Annotated in this window: 15 protein-coding genes; 11 read left to right on the top strand and 4 right to left on the bottom strand. The window is 69.3% G+C overall.

The genetic code is table 11. The features are described 5' to 3' along the window. The first annotated feature begins 171 nt into the window (after nt 1–171). Entirely contained in the window at nt 172–1,449 is a 1,278-nt protein-coding gene (gene clpX, locus JYK02_RS30890; protein ID WP_207056413.1) for an ATP-dependent Clp protease ATP-binding subunit ClpX, read from the top strand. 83 nt (nt 1,450–1,532) lie between these two features. On the opposite strand, the gene JYK02_RS30885 is transcribed toward clpX, so the two are convergent. Then, on the bottom strand, nt 1,533–3,053 hold the full coding sequence (locus JYK02_RS30885; protein WP_207056412.1) for an Hsp70 family protein: 1,521 nt from the start codon (nt 3,051–3,053) through the stop codon (nt 1,533–1,535). 332 nt (nt 3,054–3,385) lie between these two features. Here JYK02_RS30885 and JYK02_RS30880 point away from each other — a divergent pair, with 332 nt between their 5' ends. The 6 genes from JYK02_RS30880 to JYK02_RS30855 all read left to right on the top strand — a co-directional run bounded on the left by JYK02_RS30880 (nt 3,386) and on the right by JYK02_RS30855 (nt 11,914). Next, nucleotides 3,386–5,641, top strand: coding sequence for a serine protein kinase PrkA (locus tag JYK02_RS30880; protein ID WP_207056411.1), 2,256 nt, complete (start codon nt 3,386–3,388; stop codon nt 5,639–5,641). Nucleotides 5,642–5,791: 150 nt separating this feature from the next. Beyond that, nucleotides 5,792–6,673, top strand: coding sequence for a S1C family serine protease (locus tag JYK02_RS30875; RefSeq protein WP_207056409.1), 882 nt, complete (start codon nt 5,792–5,794; stop codon nt 6,671–6,673). An 84-nt stretch (nt 6,674–6,757) separates the two neighbouring features. Then, the gene (locus JYK02_RS30870) at nt 6,758–7,216 is read left to right on the top strand and encodes a deoxycytidylate deaminase (RefSeq protein ID WP_120551930.1); all 459 of its coding nucleotides are present in this window, start codon (nt 6,758–6,760) and stop codon (nt 7,214–7,216) included. Between the two features lie 268 nt (nt 7,217–7,484). Then, entirely contained in the window at nt 7,485–8,135 is a 651-nt protein-coding gene (locus tag JYK02_RS30865) for a histidine kinase dimerization/phospho-acceptor domain-containing protein (RefSeq protein WP_347402627.1), read from the top strand. A gap of 72 nt (nt 8,136–8,207) precedes the next feature. Next, nucleotides 8,208–9,647, top strand: a complete 1,440-nt coding sequence (gene nla6 / locus JYK02_RS30860; RefSeq protein ID WP_120527285.1) for an enhancer binding protein Nla6 — start codon at nt 8,208–8,210, stop codon at nt 9,645–9,647. 290 nt (nt 9,648–9,937) lie between these two features. Then, nucleotides 9,938–11,914 carry an ArsA family ATPase gene (locus JYK02_RS30855; protein ID WP_207056405.1) on the top strand — a complete coding sequence of 659 codons (1,977 nt, stop codon included), beginning with the start codon at nt 9,938–9,940 and terminating at the stop codon, nt 11,912–11,914. Nucleotides 11,915–11,939: 25 nt separating this feature from the next. Here the strand turns inward: JYK02_RS30855 and JYK02_RS30850 are convergent, their stop codons facing one another. Continuing rightward, on the bottom strand, nt 11,940–12,407 hold the full coding sequence (locus JYK02_RS30850; RefSeq protein ID WP_207056403.1) for a hypothetical protein: 468 nt from the start codon (nt 12,405–12,407) through the stop codon (nt 11,940–11,942). Between the two features lie 108 nt (nt 12,408–12,515). Beyond that, the gene (locus JYK02_RS30845; protein ID WP_207056401.1) at nt 12,516–13,205 is read right to left on the bottom strand and encodes a tetratricopeptide repeat protein; all 690 of its coding nucleotides are present in this window, start codon (nt 13,203–13,205) and stop codon (nt 12,516–12,518) included. A 92-nt stretch (nt 13,206–13,297) separates the two neighbouring features. On the opposite strand from JYK02_RS30845, the gene JYK02_RS30840 reads away from it, so the two are divergent. Genes JYK02_RS30840 through cmk form a run of 3 tightly spaced genes read left to right on the top strand, consistent with a single transcriptional unit; the run spans nt 13,298 to nt 16,063 of the window. After that, complete coding sequence (locus JYK02_RS30840; protein ID WP_207056399.1) at nt 13,298–14,266, top strand: acetyl-CoA carboxylase carboxyltransferase subunit alpha; 969 nt, start codon at nt 13,298–13,300, stop codon at nt 14,264–14,266. 13 nt (nt 14,267–14,279) lie between these two features. Beyond that, the gene (hisC, locus tag JYK02_RS30835; RefSeq protein WP_207056397.1) at nt 14,280–15,371 is read left to right on the top strand and encodes a histidinol-phosphate transaminase; all 1,092 of its coding nucleotides are present in this window, start codon (nt 14,280–14,282) and stop codon (nt 15,369–15,371) included. Further along, on the top strand, nt 15,368–16,063 hold the full coding sequence (gene cmk, locus JYK02_RS30830) for a (d)CMP kinase (protein WP_207056395.1): 696 nt from the start codon (nt 15,368–15,370) through the stop codon (nt 16,061–16,063). The genes hisC and cmk overlap by 4 nt, the downstream gene beginning before the upstream one ends. A gap of 94 nt (nt 16,064–16,157) precedes the next feature. Here the strand turns inward: cmk and JYK02_RS30825 are convergent, their stop codons facing one another. Then, nucleotides 16,158–18,293: a transglycosylase SLT domain-containing protein gene (locus tag JYK02_RS30825; RefSeq protein WP_207056393.1), complete on the bottom strand. Its 2,136-nt coding sequence runs from the start codon at nt 18,291–18,293 to the stop codon at nt 16,158–16,160. A 295-nt stretch (nt 18,294–18,588) separates the two neighbouring features. Here JYK02_RS30825 and JYK02_RS30820 point away from each other — a divergent pair, with 295 nt between their 5' ends. After that, a complete protein-coding gene (locus JYK02_RS30820) occupies nt 18,589–18,822 on the top strand; it encodes a hypothetical protein (RefSeq protein WP_014396719.1) in 234 nt (77 codons plus the stop codon). Nucleotides 18,823–18,914 lie beyond the last annotated feature (92 nt).

The raw sequence follows: 18,914 nt of genomic DNA, 5'->3' as shown, positions 1-18,914 counted from the left end.
GGGCACCTCCGCCGGGCTTCCTGCCCGGAGGGGAGGGCCCTATAGTGGGTTCAGGGCCTGTAGCAGGTGGGCCTGGAGCCGTCGTAAAGACGTGGGCGGCTTCGAGGGTGGCGGAGTGCGGTGGTCGGCGGAGAAGGTCCCAATCTGGGACCGGCGAACTCGGAGGCGGCAGTGAAGAAGGAGCACCACGTCAACCTGTCCTGCTCGTTCTGCGGCAAATCGCAGCGCGAGGTTCGGAAGCTCATCGCCGGACCCACGGTCTACATCTGCGACGAGTGCATCAAGCTGTGTAACGACATCATCGCGGACGAGAACGAACGCGAGGAGGGCAAGCCGCAGGTCAGCCTGCCTACGCCGCTGGAGATCAAGGCGTTCCTCGACGACTACGTCATCGGTCAGGACCAGGCGAAGAAGGTCCTCTCGGTCGCGGTCTACAACCACTACAAGCGCATCTACCAGAAGAAGCCGGCCGCCCGGCCGCGCCCCGGCGTGAAGAGCCCCGGCGGCGAGGACGTGGAGCTGCAGAAGAGCAACATCCTGCTCATCGGCCCCACGGGCTCGGGCAAGACGCTGCTCGCGCAGTCGCTGGCGCGCTTCCTCAACGTGCCCTTCACCATCGCGGACGCCACCAGCCTCACCGAGGCCGGCTACGTGGGTGAGGACGTCGAGAACATCATCCAGAACCTCCTCCACAACGCCGACTACGACGTGGAGAAGGCCGCGCGCGGCATCGTCTACATCGACGAGATCGACAAGATCGCGCGCAAGGGCGACATGCCCAGCGCCACCCGCGACGTGGGCGGCGAGGGCGTGCAGCAGGCCCTGCTGAAGATCATCGAAGGCACCCGCGCCAACGTCACCCCGCGCGGCGGCAAGAAGTACAACCAGCAGGAGTACGTCCAGGTCGACACGACCAACATCCTCTTCATCTGCGGCGGTGCCTTCCACGGCATCGACGGCGTCATCAAGCGCCGCGTGGGTGAGAAGGGCCTGGGCTTCGGCGCGAAGATCACCCACAAGGAAGAGCGCAGCGTGGGTGAGCTGCTGGCGATGACCGAGCCGGAAGACCTGATGAAGTTCGGAATGATTCCGGAGTTCATCGGCCGTCTGCCGATGATCGCGACGCTCAACGACCTGAAGGAGGATGACCTCGTCACCATCCTCACGATCCCGAAGAACGCCCTGGTGAAGCAGTACCAGAAGATGTTCGAGATCGAGAAGGTGAAGCTCACCTTCACCAAGGAAGCGCTGCGCGCCATCGCCCGCGAGGCGATGCGCCGTCACTCCGGAGCGCGCGGCCTGCGCGCCATCATGGAGGACGCGATGCTGGAGATCATGTACGACGTGCCGTTCCGCGAGGGCGTCAAGGAGTGCAAGATCACCGAGCAGGTGATCACCAAGCACGAGCCTCCGCAGATCGTCATGGAGAAGGAAAAGAAGACCGCCTGAGGTTTCCCCCGGCGGTCGTTGCTTCCCACCCGGCGCCCCTCGCCTTCAGCAGGCAGGGGCGCCGCGGTGTTTCCGGGGCGCCCTCAGCTCTGCGTGACGCGCACCGTGGTCTTCATCTCGCGGCCGGTGGCGGGGTCCTTCGCGCGCATGGTGAGGATGCCCTCCACGCTCACGTCGAAGATGATCTCCACGTTCACCGTGCCGGCCTTCGCCGGGACGATGCCGGAGAAGGTGAATTCGCCCAGCAGGTCGTTGCGCGCCACCGTGTCGTGGTCGCCCTGGTAGATGCGCATCGCCAGCTCGGTCTGGTTGTCGATGCTCGTCGTCGCCAGCAACTGCTTCGCGTTGGGGATGGACGCGTTGCGCGGGAAGACGACGTGGAAGCCGCCGTCGCCGCGCTCCAGGCCAATGGCCATGGGAATCACGTCCAACAACTGGATGCGCAGGTTGGTGTCGTCCTGGAGCGAGTGCGCGTAGAGCGCGGCGCCAATGGCCACGGCCTCGTCCGGGTGGACGCCCTTGCTGGGCGGCTTGCCGAAGAACTTGGTGAGCCGATCCTGCACGACGGGCATGCGCGTCTGGCCGCCCACCAGCATCACTTCGTCGATGTCCTTGGTGGACAGGCCGGAGTCCACCAGCACGCGCGCCACCATCTGGAGGGTGCGGTCCACGAGCTGGTTCGTCAGCTGCTCCAGCATCTTGCGCGTGAACTTCATCTCGATGTTCAGCGGCTGGCCCTGCGCCGTCATCGTGATGAAGGGGATGTTGAAGGGGACCTCCTCGCGCGCGGACAAATCAATCTTGGTCCGCTCCGCCAGGTCCTTGATGCGCTGCATGGCCACCGGGTCCGTGGCCAGGTCGATGCCCGTCTTGGCCGCGAAGTCCTTGAGGACGTGGTGAATGATGGCGTTGTCGAAGTCGATGCCGCCCAGGAACACGTCGCCGCCGGTGGACTTCACCTCGAAGACGCGGTCGCGGATCTCGATGATGGAGACGTCGAAGGTGCCGCCGCCCAGGTCGTAGATGACGACCTTCTCCGACAGCCCCTTGCCCACGCCGTAGGCGAGCGCCGCCGCGGTGGGCTCGTTGATGATGCGCACCACCTCCAGGTCGATGAGCTTGCCGGCGTCCTTCACCGACTGGCGCTGCCGGTCGTTGAAGTACGCGGGCACCGTCACCACCGCGCGCTTGATGGGCGTCTTCAGGTAGTTGGAGGCGACCTCGCGGATCTTCCCCAGGATCTTCGCGCTGATCTCCTGGAGGGTGAACTCCTTCTTGCCCACGTCCAGGGTGACGTCGTTCTTCGAGCCCGGGCGCATGTTGTACGCCACGGACTTCTTCATCGTGCCGACGACTTCACTGCTGAAGTTCAGCCCGACGAGGCGCTTGGCGCCGTAGACGGTGTTGCGCGGGTTGAGCTGCCACTGGCGCTTCGCCTCGAAGCCGATGAGCTCGTTGCCCTTGTCGTCGATGGCGAAGATGGAGGGGATGGTGTACTCGCCGCCCTTGTAGGGGATGAGCTTGACGTTCCCGCTGTCCTCGACGATCGCCGCGCACGAGTTCGTCGTGCCGAGGTCGATGCCGATGATGGGCTCCTTGTGCATCGCGTGTGGGCTCCGGGTGAGGCGTTGCGGCTCTGTGGGGTGTGGCAGTCCGGGACCGTATCTCACCCATCCCGGGTGCGCGAATCACCAACCATCCGTCATCCGACGGACGCCCTCAAACTTCCAGCGCGCCTTCAACCTCCCACCCCGGGCGCCCGCCTGGCCGGGTGGGACACGGCCGGCGTCCAAGCGCGTGGCCCCGAACAGACCGGCCGCCCGGGAGGTTTACATCCCCCGGGCCGGGAACGAAGGTCGTTCCCCGGGGTTCACATGCGACGGCGAAGCGCCGTGGCTACATCCGAGAGACTACCCACCCACAGAGGGGAGCCGCCGTGGAAGCGAAGGGCTATCTGCAGGAGGTGGGCGCACAGGTCAGCGCCGACTTCGTCAAGAACCGGTCCATCCTGTCCTTCGAGGAGTACCTCACGCTCTTCTTCGCGGACCCGAAGGGCCAGTCGCGCAACGCGGCGCAGTACCTGCGGGACGTGATGGACCACTACGGGACGGAAACCGTTCCGCACCCCACCGGCACCATCCGGCGCTTCAAGGTCTTCGACGTCCCGTCCGCCGAGCATGACGGCCGCGTCGCCGGGCAGGAGGAGGTGCAGAACGCCCTCTACCGCATCCTGGGCAACTTCGTGCGCGCCGGCCGCATCAACAAGCTCATCATGCTGCACGGCCCCAACGGCAGCGCGAAGTCCAGCCTGGTCAACGCGCTGAAGCAGGGGATGGAGGACTACTCCCGTCAGCCGCAAGGGGCGCTCTACCGCATCGCGTGGGTGTTCCCGTCGGAGAAGCTCATCAAGGGCTCCATCGGCTTCGGCGAGCGCGCGGGCGCGAAGACCGCGGATGGCGAACTCACGACCTACGCCCACCTGGACGCGGAGGCGCTGGACCTGCGCATGCCCTGCGAGCTGCGCGACCATCCGCTCTTCGCGGTGCCGCCCACGGAGCGCAAGGCCCTGCTGGAGGGCGCGCTCAAGAAGAAGGGGCTGGGCAACGGCGACGGAGAGACGGGGGACTTCCTCCTGTCCGACTACGTGCGCGAGGGCGAGCTGTGCGCCAAGTGCCGCCGCATCTACACGGCCCTGCTCAACTCCTACGGCGGGGACTACCTCAAGGTCCTGCGCCACGTGCAGGTGGAGCGCTTCTACGTGTCGCGCCGCTACCAGGTGGGCACGGTGACGGTGGAGCCGCAGATGAGCGTGGACGCCGCCGCGCAGCAGATCAGCGCGGACCGCACCCAGCTCAACCTGCCCGCCGCGCTGCACAGCACGGTGCTCTTCGAGCCGCATGGCCCGCTGGTGCACGCCAACCGCGGCCTCATCGAGTACGCGGACCTGCTCAAGCGCCCGCTGGAGGCGTTCAAGTACCTGCTGGGTTTCAGCGAGACGGGTGAGGTGCCCCTGGAGCCCTTCGTGCTCCAGCTGGACGAGGTGCTCATCGCGTCCTCCAACGAGAAGCACCTGAACGCGTTCAAGGAGCTGCCGGACTTCGCGTCGTTCAAGGGCCGCATCGAGCTGGTGCGCGTGCCGTACCTGCGCCGCTACAAGGTCGAGCAGGAGATCTACGACGCGCAGATCACCGCCACGTCCGTGGGCAAGCACGTCGCGCCGCACGCCACGGAGGTGGCCGCGATGTGGGCGGTGCTCACGCGCCTGAAGAAGCCCATCCCGGACCGCTACCCGGCCAACGTGAAGCCGCTGGTGGATCAGGTGGCGCCCGCGGAGAAGATGCACCTGTACCAGGAGGGTGGGGTGCCCGCGCGGCTGTCCTCGTCCAACACCAAGGAGCTGCTCAAGCTGCGCGAGGAGATGTACGAGGAGTCCGACGCGTACCCCAACTACGAGGGGCGCTCCGGCGCGAGCGCGCGGGAGATCAAGACCGCGCTCTTCAACGCCGCGCAGAACCCGGACTACAAGTGCCTCCACGCGCTGGCGGTGCTGGAGGAACTGCACGCGCTCTGCAAGGACAAGAGCGTCTACGAGTTCCTCCTCCAGGAGGTGATGGACGGCTACCACGACCACGAAACCTTCGTGCGCGTGGTGGAGGGCGAGTACCTGGACCGCGTGGACTCCGAGGTGCGCGACTCCATGGGCCTGGTGTCGGAAGGGCAGTACCGCGAGCTGGTGGAGCGCTACATCCAGAGCGTCAGCCACTGGGTGCGCGGGGAGAAGATGCGCAACCGCGTGACGGGCGAGTCGGAGAAGCCGGACGAGGCGCGCATGGCGGAGGTGGAGGCCATCGTGATGCCGCAGGGCGAAGCGCCGCCGGACTTCCGCCGGGGCCTCATCGCGAGCATCGGCGCGCACCGGCTGGACAACCCGGACGGCGCCATGGACTACCCGCGCATCTTCCCGGACATGTTCAAGCGCCTGCGCGACCACTACTTCGAGGAGCGCAAGCGCGTGCTGCGCAAGAACAAGGAGAACATCCTCAAGTACCTCTCCGAGGACCGCGCCCAGCTCACCCCGCGCGAGCAGTCCCAGGTGCAGGACACGCTCAAGACGATGGCGGACCGCTACGGCTACTGCGAGTTCTGCGCGAAGGACGCCATCCTGTTCCTGATGCGGCAGCGCTACGCCTGACCGGGGGCGGGAGGGCAGGCATCCGATAAGCCGATGCCTGCTCGCCTGCTTTCAAATCCAGGCCGGGGCTCGGGATGATGGGACCTCACAGCGAGTTCGCGCGTGTGTCGTCGTCTTTCGTCCCTCCTCTTCCTTGCGCCTGGAGTGTTGATGAACCGGTTGCTGTTGGGCACCCCCCTCCTGTGGGCCCTCGTGTCGTGCGCCAGTGCCCCGTCGCAGTCCTCCGCGGACACTCCGGTGGCGACGCACACGCAGGCCCCGCTCCGGGTGGAGCGGGTGCTGTCCCGGCCCGAGCCCACGGCGCAGCCCACGCGCAAGGCGATGGTGCGGCGCATCCTCCCGCTCAACGTGCGGCTGGTGACGACGGAGGGCGGCAAGGTGCGCCGCTCGGCGTCCGGCGTCGTCATCGGGACGGAGGCCGGTGAGTCCGGCCCCGTCAGCTACGTGCTCACCAACGCGCACGCGGTGGAGCAGGGCGACCTCACGGACCCCGTGCTCAAGGTCGTCCTGGACCGGCGCGCGGAGACGCATGAGTACGCGGCGGAGGTGGTGGCCACGGGTGAGGTGCCGGACGTGGACCTGGCGCTCCTGCGCGTGACGGGCGTGACGTGGCCCGTGGCGGAGCTGGCGGCGGACGACGAGCCGGAGCCCGGCGAGGACGTGGTGGTGGCCGCGTCCCCGTACGGCCGCGCGCTGTCCATCTCCGGCGGCATGGTGTCCCAGGTGGAGTGGGACAAGCAGACGAAGCACCCGCGCATGCTCAAGACGGACGCGCCCATCGGCTACGGGGCCTCCGGCGGCGGCATCTTCAGCATGGAGACGGGGCGGCTGCTGGCCATCGTGGAGGGCTACCGCACCGCGAAGGTGGACTTCGAGGTCGCGTCCCAGAACTTCAGCTTCGACGTGCCCATGCCCGGGGAGACGTTCGCCGCGCCCAGCGCCAAGGTGCGCGGCTTCCTGCGGGCGAAGGGCTTCGGCCGGCTGCTGGAGCGCTCCACGGAAGCGGGGCCCCAGAAGACGGCCAGTCGCTGATCCGACAGCGGGCCGGCCAGGAATTGGTTCCGGCCCGCATCCGGCGTTACAGCTGCGAGCTCATCCGCTGGAGGGTTGAGCCGCATGTCCGCTCGGGGCAATTGGGATCAGTACTTCATGGACATCGCCCAGCAGGTGGCCACCCGCGCCACCTGTGACCGCAAGCATGTGGGCGCGGTGCTGGTGCGGGACAAGACCATCCTGTCCACCGGCTACAACGGCGCCATCCGCGGCCTGCCCCACTGCGATGAAGTGGGCCACATGATGGAGAACGGCCACTGCGTGGCCACCGTCCACGCGGAAGCCAACGCCATCATCCAGGCGGCGAAGAACGGCGTCGGCATCGACGGGGCGACCATCTACACGACCGCCAGCCCGTGCTGGCCGTGCTTCAAGCTCATCGCCAACAGCGGCTGCACCCGCATCGTGTTCGGCGAGTTCTACCGGGATCCGCGCATCTTCGAGTACGCGGCCCGCCTGGGCCTCCAGCTTGTGGGCCTGGGCGCCGCCGCGCAGCCTCCGGCGCCCGCCACCGGTACCTGAAGGCCGTCCGGTGTCCAGGGCTGGACAACCCCTGGACACGCTGATCGCCGGGTGCAGGGCTCCCGTTCGTTGAATGACACTCGGGAGAGGTCCTAAGTGGCCGTTCCGACACGGGAATTTTAGAACTCCGGCAAGAATTACCGACCCAGGGTTGACGATCCCCGGGGTGCTCCCTAAATCCTGGCTCCGGTAGGGCGGCGGCGGGGGTGGGGAGACGGAAAATTACTAGGAGTTCCAGGTGGTTAGCTCAACAGCAATGGCCAGCAGTGTGCCCTCTGTCCAGGATGTGTCGGATCCCGTGGTGGGCGCGGCCCGCTACGACGCGGTTCCGCCGTTGATGGACAGCCTGCTGCACGACGTGCGCAACCCGCTCAACGCGCTGGCTATCCATCTCGAGGTGCTCTCCGAGAAGCTCAAGGGCGAGTCCGGCCAGGTGCCGGCCACGCAGGAGAAGAACCTCAAGGCCATGCGCGAGCAGATCGCTCGCGTGGACAGCCTACTCAAGCTCTTCTCGGACTTCATCGTGTTTCGCGGGGCCGGCCCTTCCGGGGACGCGCCGCTGTCGGACGCCACCGGCAAGGCCCTGGACGTGCTGGGCCACGAGAGCCGCCGGCGCCGCCTTCAAGTCACGCGCACCATCGAGCCGGACGTGCAGGCCCGCATGGAGGACACCACCGAGCTGGGGTTCTTCCTGGTGCAGGTGCTGATGCGCGCCTTCCAGCGCGCGGAGTCCGGCAGCACGGTGGTGGTCGCCGTCCGCGCCGAAGGGCCTCGCGCGGTGCTGGAGGTCGTGGACGGCTCCTCGGCGCCCGAACGGGCGACGGACACCGTGGCCGCGCTGACGCTGCGCGCGGCGCAACTGGGCATTGAAGTCGCTATTCAGGCGGGGACGTGCCGCCTCGTGTTCCCGCGCGCCTGAGGTTCCCCCCTTCAGGCGTTGTCGGTCTTCCATCCGGTTTCATCACGCTTCATCGCAGTGGAGGTTTTCACCTTGGGCAGCGCACGAATCCTGGCCGTGGATGACGAACGTGAGACCTGCGAGGCCCTGGCGGAGATGTTGTCCGCCTGGGGTCACAAGGTCGAAACGGCGTTCGACGGGCATGACGCTCTCCGCAAGGCCGGTGAGTTCCGGCCCGACGTCGTCCTGTCGGACCTCGCCATGCCGGAGACGGACGGTCTGTGGCTCCTGCGCAACCTGCGCGAGGAGCTGCCGGACTGCCCGGTGGTGTTCCTCACCGGCCGCGGCACCATCGACACCGCGGTGGAGTCCATCCGCGAGGGCGCCTACGACTTCATCGTGAAGCCGCTGGACACCGCGCGGCTCAAGGTCTGCATCGACCGCGCGCTGGAGAAGAAGGAGACCATGCGCGAGGTGCAGACGCTGCGCCGGCGCCTCAAGCAGCTGGGCTCCACGGACCTCATCGCCGGCTCCACCGGCATGCGCAAGGTCATCGAGATGATCGAGAAGGTGGCCCCCTCCAAGGCCTCCGTCTCCATCAGCGGCGAGTCCGGCACGGGCAAGGAAGTGGTCGCCCGCACGGTGCACAACCTGTCCCTGCGCCGCGACAAGCCCTTCATCGCCATCAACTGCGCGTCCATCCCCGCGACGCTGATTGAATCCGAGCTCTTCGGTCACGAGCGCGGCGCCTTCACCGGCGCGGATCAGCGCCGCCCGGGCGTGTTCGAGATGGCCCACGGCGGCACGCTCTTCCTGGACGAGTTGGGCGAAATCCCCATCGACCTGCAGGCCAAGCTGCTGCGCGTGCTGGAAGAGGGCCGCCTGCGCCGGCTGGGCGGCAAGGTGGAGATCGAAGTGGACGTGCGCGTGCTGTCCGCCACGAACCGCGACCTGAAGCAGGAGATCAAGAACCAGCGCTTCCGCGAGGACCTCTACTTCCGCCTCAACGTGTTCCAGCTGCACCTGCCGCCCCTTCGCGAGCGCCGGGACGACGTGCCCATCCTGGTCCAGCACTTCGTGGACAAGTTCCGCGGGGACTCCGCCAAGCGCGTCTCCGGCGTGCACCCGGACGCGATGGAGGTCCTCAAGAACTACGACTGGCCGGGCAACATCCGCGAGCTGCGCAACGCCGTGGAGCGCGCGGTCATCCTCTGCGACGGGGAGCTGATCACCCGCGAGCACCTGCCGCCCGACATGGCCGGCAAGAGCCCGGAGCGCCACACGTTCAAGCTGCCGTTCGGCCTGAGCCTGGACGCCGTGGAGCGCGAGTACATCCTGGGCAGCCTCCAGCGGAACGGGAACAACAAGGCCCGTACGGCGGAGGTGCTGGGGGTGAGCGAGAAGACGCTCTACAACAAGCTCAACCGCTACGCGGCGGAGAACCGGGCGCAGGGCACCCCGGGCGGCGGAAGCCCCCTGGGCGGCCAGGGCAACGACGGGCCCATGGGGGCCAGCAGCTTCCTGACCCGCTGACCTGGTGGGTAGGCAGGAGGGCCCGGATTCCGGGCCCTTGGCAGGGCTCCTGGAGGGCGCGCACGGGGCCTCCCCAAGCCGGTTTAAACGGGCGGGGGAGGTCTCGAAAACCCCTGTCAATTCTTGACTTTTCCCCCCTGGACGGGGGATCCTCCGGGCCTCTCCCACCCGTTGGTGAGGGCCCGGCCGGGACGTCTCATTTCGGGCCACGTCCGCCCCCCACGGGGCGGTCGGCCAACGTGAGTCATCTGGGGTGCCGCCGGGGGGGCATCAAGGAAGGCCACAACGCAATGAGCGACGCGCGAGTACTTCACTTCTTCGGCGGCAAGGGCGGGGTTGGCAAGACCACGCTCGCGGCAGCGTACGCGGTGAGGCTCTCCGAAGAAGCGCCCAAGCACAGGGTGCTGGTCGTCTCGTTGGATCCGGTCCAGTCCCTGTCGGACCTGGTGAAGAAGAAGCTTCCGGCGAAGCCCACCAAGCTCCAGGCGGGCAAGGGCGAAGGCGGCCTCTTCGGCGCGGAGCTGAACCCGCCCGCGCTGCTCAAGCCGTTCCTGGCGGAGTACCTCCCGGCGCTGGCGAAGGCGGCGGTGAAGGGCACGCACCTGTCGGACGAGGAGATGGGCAAGCTCTACCAGCAGGCGGTGCCGGGGCTGGAGGAGCTGGTGGCCCTCTTCCACGTGGTGGACCTGCTGGAGTCCAACGAATTCGACCGCATCGTGGTGGACACGGCGCCCACCAGCCACACGCTGCGCCTGTTCGACCTGCCGGCGCAGCTGCGCAAGTTCCTGGGCTTCGTGAAGGCGGGCCAGGACCGCGCCGCCCCGGCCCCCAGCGGCAAGGGCAAGAAGGCCGCCGCGGCGGCGGAGGCGGCTCCCGCGGGCTTCCTGGAGCAGGTGGGTCAGAAGGCGGAGAAGCTGCTGGCGCTGCTGAAGGATCCCGCGCGCACGGCCTTCCACCTGGTGGCGCTGGCGGAGCCGGTGCCGGAAGCGCAGACGCGCATGTACTTCACCCAGCTGCGCGAGCGCGGGCTGCCGGTGACGGAGGTCGTGGTCAACCAGGTGGAGGACCACCAGGGTTGCCCCGCGTGCCAGGGCCGCCGCGGCCTGCAGGCGCCGCACGTGCGCAAGTACCAGGCGCTGGACAAGACCGTGCCCGTGAACCTGCTGGGCCGCCGCGAGGTGGCGCCCCGGGGGCTGGACGGGCTGAAGGAGTTCGCCAAGGAGTGGGCGGCGGGCAAGGAGACCAAGGCGCTGGAGTTCAGCGCGGCGGAAGGGCCTCCGGCGCTGGTGCGCGCCCCGTCCATGCCTCCCATCGCGGCGCCCCCGCTGCCGCCCACGCGGCTCATCTTCTTCGTGGGGCAGGGCGGGGTGGGCAAGTCCTCCTGCGCGGCCGCCGCGGCGGTGACGCTGACGGAGAAGGAGGGGCCGGTGCTCCTCATCTCCACGGACCCCGCGCACTCGCTGTCGGACGTGCTGCAGAGCCGCCTGACGGACACCGAGACCCAGGTGAAGGGCACCAAGGGCCTGTACGCGCGCGAGCTGGACATGGCGGGCTGGTTCAACGCCCTGCGCAAGCGCCTGAAGGAGAAGGCGGAGAAGGCCTTCGAGGGCGCGCCCAAGGCGGGCAACGACGTGCCGGCGGATCTGCTCTACCTGCGCAACCTGCTGGAGTGCGCGCCCCCGGGCATCGACGAGCTGGCGGCCATGTCCGTGCTGACGGACGCGCTGGTGCAGGAGCGCTTCAAGCGCATCGTGGTGGACTCGTCGCCGCAGGTGACCAACGTCCGCGTGGTGGAGCTGGCGGACACCGCGAAGACGTGGCTGGGCGCGCTGCACGGCATCCTCAACAAGCACCGCGCCAAGGGCCTGGGCGAGCTGGCGGATGACCTGGCGGCGATGCTCAAGCACGTGAAGCGCTTCGAGGACGCGCTGGCGTCCCCCAGCGAGTCGCGCTTCGTCGTCGTGACGCGCGGCGAGGACCTGGCCGCGTCCCGCACGGAGCGGCTGGTGGAGTACCTCAAGGAGAAGAAGCTCCAGGTGGAGCGGGTGCTCGTCAACCGCGTGGGCCCCAAGTCCACCTGCGAGAAGTGCGAGAACCGCCGCAAGCTGGAGCTCAACGCGGCCAAGGCCATGGAGAAGAAGATTGGCCTGCCCGTGACGATGGCGCCCGCGCTGGGCCGTCACCCCGCGGGGCTGCGCGAGCTCAAGGCGTTCCGCACCGCGTGGTACGCGCTGTCCGCGCCGCCGGCGAAGATCAAGGCGGCCTGACGGACGTGTGGGAGACGCCGGGCGCCTAGTGGGGGCCCGGCAGGAGCAGGGACAGGGGCAGCCGGTGGGGATACGCCCGGCGCGCCTGGCCCAGCAGGTCCACGGCGCTCGACTTGAGCGAGCGCACCGTCGGCGCCGCCGGCACCGTCAGGTGCTGCTGAAGCACCCAGCCCGGACCCACGAGCATCAGCGCCACCGCCGGCACGATGCACAGGGTCACCACCACGCTGGCGCCGCCCACCGTCCCCAACAGGCGCAGCACCGGGGACCGCTGGATGCGCGGGCGCTGCAGGGCCGCGAGGATGCGCGCGAAGAGGGCGCCGCCCACCAGCCCCAGCACCGTGGCCAGCCCCCAGCTCAGTCCGCCCACCGGGGTGCCCAGCACCGGCTCCAGCAGCCGCGGGGCCGCGGCCCCCAGCACGAAGGCCAGGACGAAGGGCGCCGCCGCGATGATGGCCACCAGCCCCCAGTGTCTTGCATTGAGTCGGTGCACTGCGCTCCCCCCTCGGCTTCACGGGGAAGGTGGGCACCGGCAGGCAGGCCCGCCAGGGCGGCGCAACCCGGAGGCGTGTAGGCGTGAACGGGTCGTCACTTCCCCCGTTCAGGCCTCGCATTCGGAGGGGCTGTCCGTGAACGTCTCCAGGGGTGCTGGGAAGCGCAGGGTGCCGTCCGCGTCCAGGCTCCCGGTGACGGGGGCGGCCTTGGGCAGCTTCACCGTCACGGCGCGGCCCTTCACGGTGTACGTGCCCTGGATGCGCGACTCCTTGGGGGTTCCCGAGTCGTCGACGTCCTTCCTCCACAGCTCCACGCGCCCGCCGTCCTGGAACTTGAGGGCGCGGGTGGTGCCGTAGACGCCCACGCCGGGGCCGTACCAGGACACGTTCCGCAGGAGGGTGGGGACGCTGGTCTCCTGCTCCGGGGTGTGGCCCAGGAGCTTCTGCCAGCCGAGTGTGTCCCGGATGACGTCCAGGTCCCGGTCCGCCTTCGCCCGCTGGAGGCGGCGCGCGTCCAGGCGCACGGCGGTGGTCAGCTCCTCCACGATGGTGCCTCGGTAGGCGTCGTGGTCGCACACCTTGCCCTGCTTGCGCAGGACGCCCAGGGTGGCGGCGGCGTTGTAGTGGGCCAGGGCGTAGTCCGGGGTGGCCCGGGCGGCCGCCTGGAATTTCTCCAGCGCTTCTGGATAACGGCCGGACTGGTAGAGGCGGAAGCCCTGGGTGTTGAGCTCCTTGCCCGACGGGGGCGTGGACGGGGCGGCGGACAGCGCCAGGGCCAGCGAGAGGGCGAGGATCATGTGGCTCCAGACGGGCGGCACCCCGGGACATTCCAGGGGTGCGTAACCGCTTGCGCGTTGAAAGGCCTCAACCCTGGTGCTAGTTCGGCGCCATGGCAACCGGCATTGGCTACGCGCTGGACTTCGAGCGCCCGCTCATCGAGCTGGAAAAGAAGATCGAGGAGCTGAAGGCCCTCTCCACCACCGGCACGGCGGACTTCTCCTCGGAGATCTCCAAGCTGGAGAAGAAGGCGAAGAAGCTCCAGGCGGAGATCTTCAGCGACCTGACCCGCTGGCAGATGGTGCAGCTGTCGCGTCACAGCTCGCGCCCGTTCTTCCTCGACTACGTCCAGCACCTGTTCACGGATTACTTCGAGCTGGCCGGCGACCGGCACTTCGGCGAGGACCCCTCCATCATCGGTGGCTTCGCGCGCTTCGACGGCAAGACCGTGATGGTCATTGGCCATCAGAAGGGGCGCAACACCAAGGAGAACATGGCGCGCAACTTCGGCATGCCGCGCCCGGAGGGCTACCGCAAGGCGCGCCGGCTGATGGAAATGGCCGAGCGGATGGAGAAGCCCATCCTCACCTTCGTGGACACGCCGGGCGCGTACCCGGGTATCGGCGCGGAGGAGCGCGGGCAGGCGGAGGCCATCGCCGTGAACCTGGAGGTCATGAGCCGGCTGCGCGTGCCCATCATCTCCACGGTGATTGGCGAGGGCGGCTCCGGCGGCGCGCTGGCCATTGGCGTAGGCAACCGTGTGCTGATGCTCCAGAACAGCGTCTACTCCGTCATCACCCCGGAGGGCTGCGCGTCCATCCTCTTCCGTGACGCCAGCAAGGCGGACAAGGCCGCGGACGCGATGCGTCCCACCGCGCCCGACCTGCTGGAGATGAAGATCATCGACGAGGTGGTCCCGGAGCCTCCTGGCGGCGCGCACCGCGACCCGGCCAAGGCCGCCGAGGCGCTGGGCAAGACGCTGCGCAAGCACCTGGGCCAACTGGCCGAGCTGTCCCCGGACGCGCTGGTGCGTGACCGCTACAACAAGTTCCGCGCCTTCGGCGTGTTCACCGGCAAATAGAGGCCCGTCTCCCATGCGACCGCTCGTTCCTCCCTACGTCGAGACGCTCAAGGCCTACGTCCCGGGCAAGCCCATCGAGGAGACCGAGCGGGAGTACGGCCTCACCGGTGTCATCAAGCTGGCCTCCAACGAGAACCCGCTGGGCCCATCGCCCCGCGCGGTGGAGGCCATGCGCAACGCCGCTGGCCAGGTGAACCTGTACCCGGACGCCACCAGCTTCCACCTGGTGCGCCGGCTGGCCGCGCACCTGGGCGTGAAGCCGGAGGAAGTGGTGCTGGGCAGCGGCTCCAACGAGCTGATTGAGCTGCTCATCCGCACGTTCACGACGCCGGAGGAGGAGATCCTCCTCTGCAAGGGTTCGTTCCCCGCGTACCGCATCTCCGCGCAGGCGCACGGCCGTGCGTTCGTGGAGGTGCCCATGCGCGAGGGCTTCCGCTACGACCTTGTGGCCATGGCCCGCGCCGTCACGCCGCGCACGCGCATGGTGTTCCTGGCCAACCCGGACAACCCCACGGGCACCACGTTCGGGCGCAAGGACCTGGAGACGTTCCTCCAGGCGGTGCCCCAGGACGTGCTCGTCGTCCACGACGAGGCCTATGCGGAGTTCGTGGACTGGCCCGACTACGCGAGCGCCGTGGCGCTGTTCCACACGTACCCGAACCTCGTGGGGCTGCGCACGTTCAGCAAGATCCACGGGCTGGCCGGCATCCGGCTGGGAAGCGCGGTGATGGACGCGAAGCTCGCGGGCTACGTGCACCGCACGCGCATGCCGTTCAACCTGACGACGGTGGCGCAGGCGGCGGGCATGGCGGCGCTGGAGGACACCGAGCACGTGGAGCGCACGCGCGAGAACAACCGCGTGGGGCTGCGCTACTTCGGGGAGGAGCTGCCGAAGCTGGGGCTCACGCTGACGGAGAGCCACGCGAACTTCGTGTTCGTGGACTGCCACCGTCCGTCGGCGCAGGTGTACGAGCAGCTCTTGCGCCGGGGCGTCATCGTGCGGCCCATGGCGGGCAACGGCCACCCGAACTGCCTGCGCATCTCCGTGGGCACGCCCCAGGAGAACGCGCGCTGCGTGGCCGCGCTGAAGGAGGTCCTGTCGTGAGCGCGCGTCCGTTCATCGTCGCCATCGACGGGCCGGCGGGAGCGGGCAAGTCCTCCGTGTCCAAGCTGCTCGCGCGGCGGCTGGGCTTCGCGCTGGTGGACACGGGCGCCATCTACCGCTGCGTGGCGCTGATGGCCTCTCGTGAGGGCATCGCGTTCGACGACGACGCGAAGCTGGGCGAGCTGCTCGGGCGCGTGCGCATCCACTTCCAGGTGGTGGGCGAGGAGAACCACGTCTTCCTGGGTGGCGAGGACGTGTCGTCGGAGATCCGCACGCCGCCCATCTCCATGGGCGCGTCGCAGGTGTCCGGCCGGCCGGTGGTGCGTGCGGGGCTGCTGGCGCTCCAGCGGCGGCTGGCGCTGGAGGCGGCGTCGGGCGCCATCCTGGAGGGCCGGGACATCGGCACCGTGGTGTTCCCGGACGCGGACGTGAAGTTCTTCCTCCAGGCGAACCCGGAGGTGCGTGCGCGCCGCCGCTTCGAGGAGCTGTTCCAGAAGGGCGTGGACAGCAGCCTGGAGGGCGTCCTCCAGGACCAGACGCGCCGCGACACCGCGGACTCCGAGCGCGAAGTGGCGCCCCTCAAGCCCGCCGAGGACGCCGTGCACGTGGACTCCAGCAGCATGCCGCTGTCGGAGGTCGTGCAGTCGCTGGAGCACGAAATCGAGCGCCGCCGGGCCTCGCGCGGCGCCTGAAGTCGGCATGCTGCCGCGAGCAGCGGCCGTCCCGCTCGCACCGGAGCGCTCGCGCCGCCCGTGCTGGAGCGGCGCCCGGGCCGTCACCACCTCGTCAGAAGCTGACGCCGTCCGTGGAGGGCGGGGGTACCGTCATGGCCAGCCGGGCCTGGGTGCCGTCCTTCTCGTAGAAGCGGTGGTAGAGGTACAGGTCCGCCACCACCTGCTTCACGTAGCCGCGCGTCTCCCGGTAGGGGATGGACTCCACGAAGAGGTCCAGGGGCAGGGTGCCGCGCTCCTGCGTCCAGCGCACCGCCGCCTTGGGGCCCGCGTTGTAGGCCGCCGCCGCGAGCGCCGGGTGCGCGAAGCGCTTCATGAGCTGCGCCAGGTACCACGCGCCGTAGCGGATGTTGCGCTCCGGGGCGAAGAGGTCCGCCGGGGCGGGCGCGGGCTCCGCCATCTTCTGGGCAATCTCCGTCGCGGTGGGCGGGATGATCTGCATGAGGCCGCGCGCGTCCGCCGCGCTCATCACCTCCGGGCGGAAGGCGCTCTCCCGCCGCATGATGGCCCACACGAGGAACGGATCCAGCGCCTGCCGCGTGGCCTCCGTCTCCACCGCCTGCGCGAACGCCCGAGGGTAGAACGCGGCCAGCGCGTCCGGCGCCTTGGCCCCGAAGGCCCGGCCCCACAGGTAGCGCGCCGCCACCACGTGCGCGTGGCCGAACTCGCCCAGTTGCAGCAGCGCGTGCGCGAACGGCAGCGCCTGGTCCGCGGTGCGCAGGCCCGACACGCGCGACTGCACCTCGTCCGCCGCGTCGCGGAACATCCCCGCGCGGGTGAGCGCCACCGCCAGCTCCAGCTCCGGCGGGCGGGGGAGGGTGAGCTGCTTCGGAGGCTGCGGGAAGGCCGCGGGCGGCGTGCGCCCCAGCTCGCGCAGCCGCTCCGTGGCGAGCAGCGCGTAGAACGACGCCGGCGCCGCGCTGATGACGGCCTCGTAGGCCGGCCCCACCGTCGCGGGCTTGCCGCCGCCCAGCTCCTCCGTGCGCGCCTGCCAGTAGCGGGCCTGCGGCGCCATGCTCGTCTTCGGGTACGCCGTCACCAGGTCGTCCAGCGCCTGGCGGGCCTTCGCGTACTGCTCCAGCCGGATGTGCGAGAGGGCGCGGAACCACATCGACTCGTCGCGGCGGCGCGAGCCCTTGTAGCGCTTCTCGTAGTCCGCGAAGGACTTCGCCGCGTCCTCGAAGCGGCCGCCCTGCAAGTCGAGCCACGCGGCGAAGAACGCGCCTTCCTCACCGGCGGCCTGGGAGGGATAGGCCTTGTCCAGCGCGGCCATCAGCTTGCGCGCCTTCTCGTTGTCGTCCGACTTCAGCGCCCGGCGCGCCACCACCAACTGGGCCTCCGCGGCGATGGCCGGCGGCCCCTTGCGCGCCACCGCGAGCGCCTTCTCCGCCTCCTCCTTCTTGCCGCGCGCGAAGAGCACCTGGGCGCGCAAGAGCGCCACCTGCGCCTGCGCGGGCGCGCCCTTCACCAGCCCCCGCTTCTCCGCCGTCGCCAGCTCCTCCTCGGCGCGTGCCGCCGGGCCGTCGGACAGGAAGCCCCGGGCGCGCTGGAGGTGCTCCGGCAGGGTGAGCTTCACCGCGGGCTTCAGCGCGGCCAGCCGCTCCAGCGCCTCGTCCGCGTAGGGGTGGGTGGGGAAGCGCAGCGCCACGGACTTGAGGTCCGCCTTGAATCCCGCCGCGTTGCCGGTGGCCGCGCGGGCCTGGGCGCGCTGGAAGAGCAGCTCCGGGGTGGGCTGCGCCGCCGCCGCCGACTCCAGCACCGGGGCCGCGTCCTTGGGACGGTGTGCGTCCAGCAACGACTCCCCCAGGCGGGCGCGCGCGCGCACGGCCAGGGACGGGGAGGCCTTCTCCAGGGCCCGCTCGAAGTCCTTCGCCGCGCCGTTGGGGTCGCCCGCGTAGAAGCGCGCCTGGCCCAGGTAGAAGGCGTGGAAGGCCTCCAGGGGGGCGGGGGGCGCGTGGCGGGTGAGCAGGTCCCGGGCCCCGGCGGCGTCCCCGTCGGAGAGCACCAGCGTCCCGGCGAGCAGGCCCAGGCGGCCCGCATCCGGGCATTTCGCTTTTTCGCAGGCGGTGAGCTCCGCCTGGGCGAGCGCCGCCGCGTCGGACCGGTGCAGGCGGACGGCCTCCAGCGTCGCGGGGGACTGCCCCAGCGCCGCCGTCGTCATCCAACCCGCCACCCAACCGGTCCAACTCATGGGATTCTTCCTTTCACTTCGCGGCCTTGCGGCTTCGGAACGAGAGGTTTGCAGTCGACATTCCCCACCAGGTGGGCGGGGGTCGGTTTGACAGTCGGCCCGACAAGTCCTAGATCCCGCGCCCACGGGCTGGTCCCGCGGGGTTGTCGGCCCGTTGCGCTATCCGAAGGGAATCCTTACGTTGCGCCGCCGTTGAGCGCTACTCCGGACCGCAGTCGTGTCAGGAACACCTGTCGTCGGTAGCACTGCTCGTTCACAGACCTCGGGGGGGGAAACAGCTCATAGGGGAGGCTCCATGAAGCCGTGTCCATCCGATCTGCCGCAGACCATCAATCCCGAAGCCGGCCCGAAGCGGGCAGGCGTCGAGACGCATCGCAACCTGAACTGCAACCACTACGACAACTGCCTCGATGAGGCGGTCCGTCGCGGCTGGCAGTCGTTCACGTGCATGAAGTGCCCGATGTACGCCAACCTCGCTCCTCCGCAGATGGGGCTGGAGGCGTACGCCACGCAGCGCCGTCCTGTCTAACAAGGACGTCTGACATGGGCCCAAGTCACCGGGCCTGAGAGAACGGGTCCCCGGTCACGCCCGAAGTCCGGACGTGGCCGGAGTCCGCGTGG

The organism is Corallococcus macrosporus, from assembly GCF_017302985.1.
In the GTDB taxonomy this organism is placed as follows: domain Bacteria; phylum Myxococcota; class Myxococcia; order Myxococcales; family Myxococcaceae; genus Corallococcus; species Corallococcus macrosporus_A.
The sequence above is the reverse complement of the archived record's forward strand: the minus strand, read 5'-3'. Positions and strand labels throughout refer to the sequence as shown.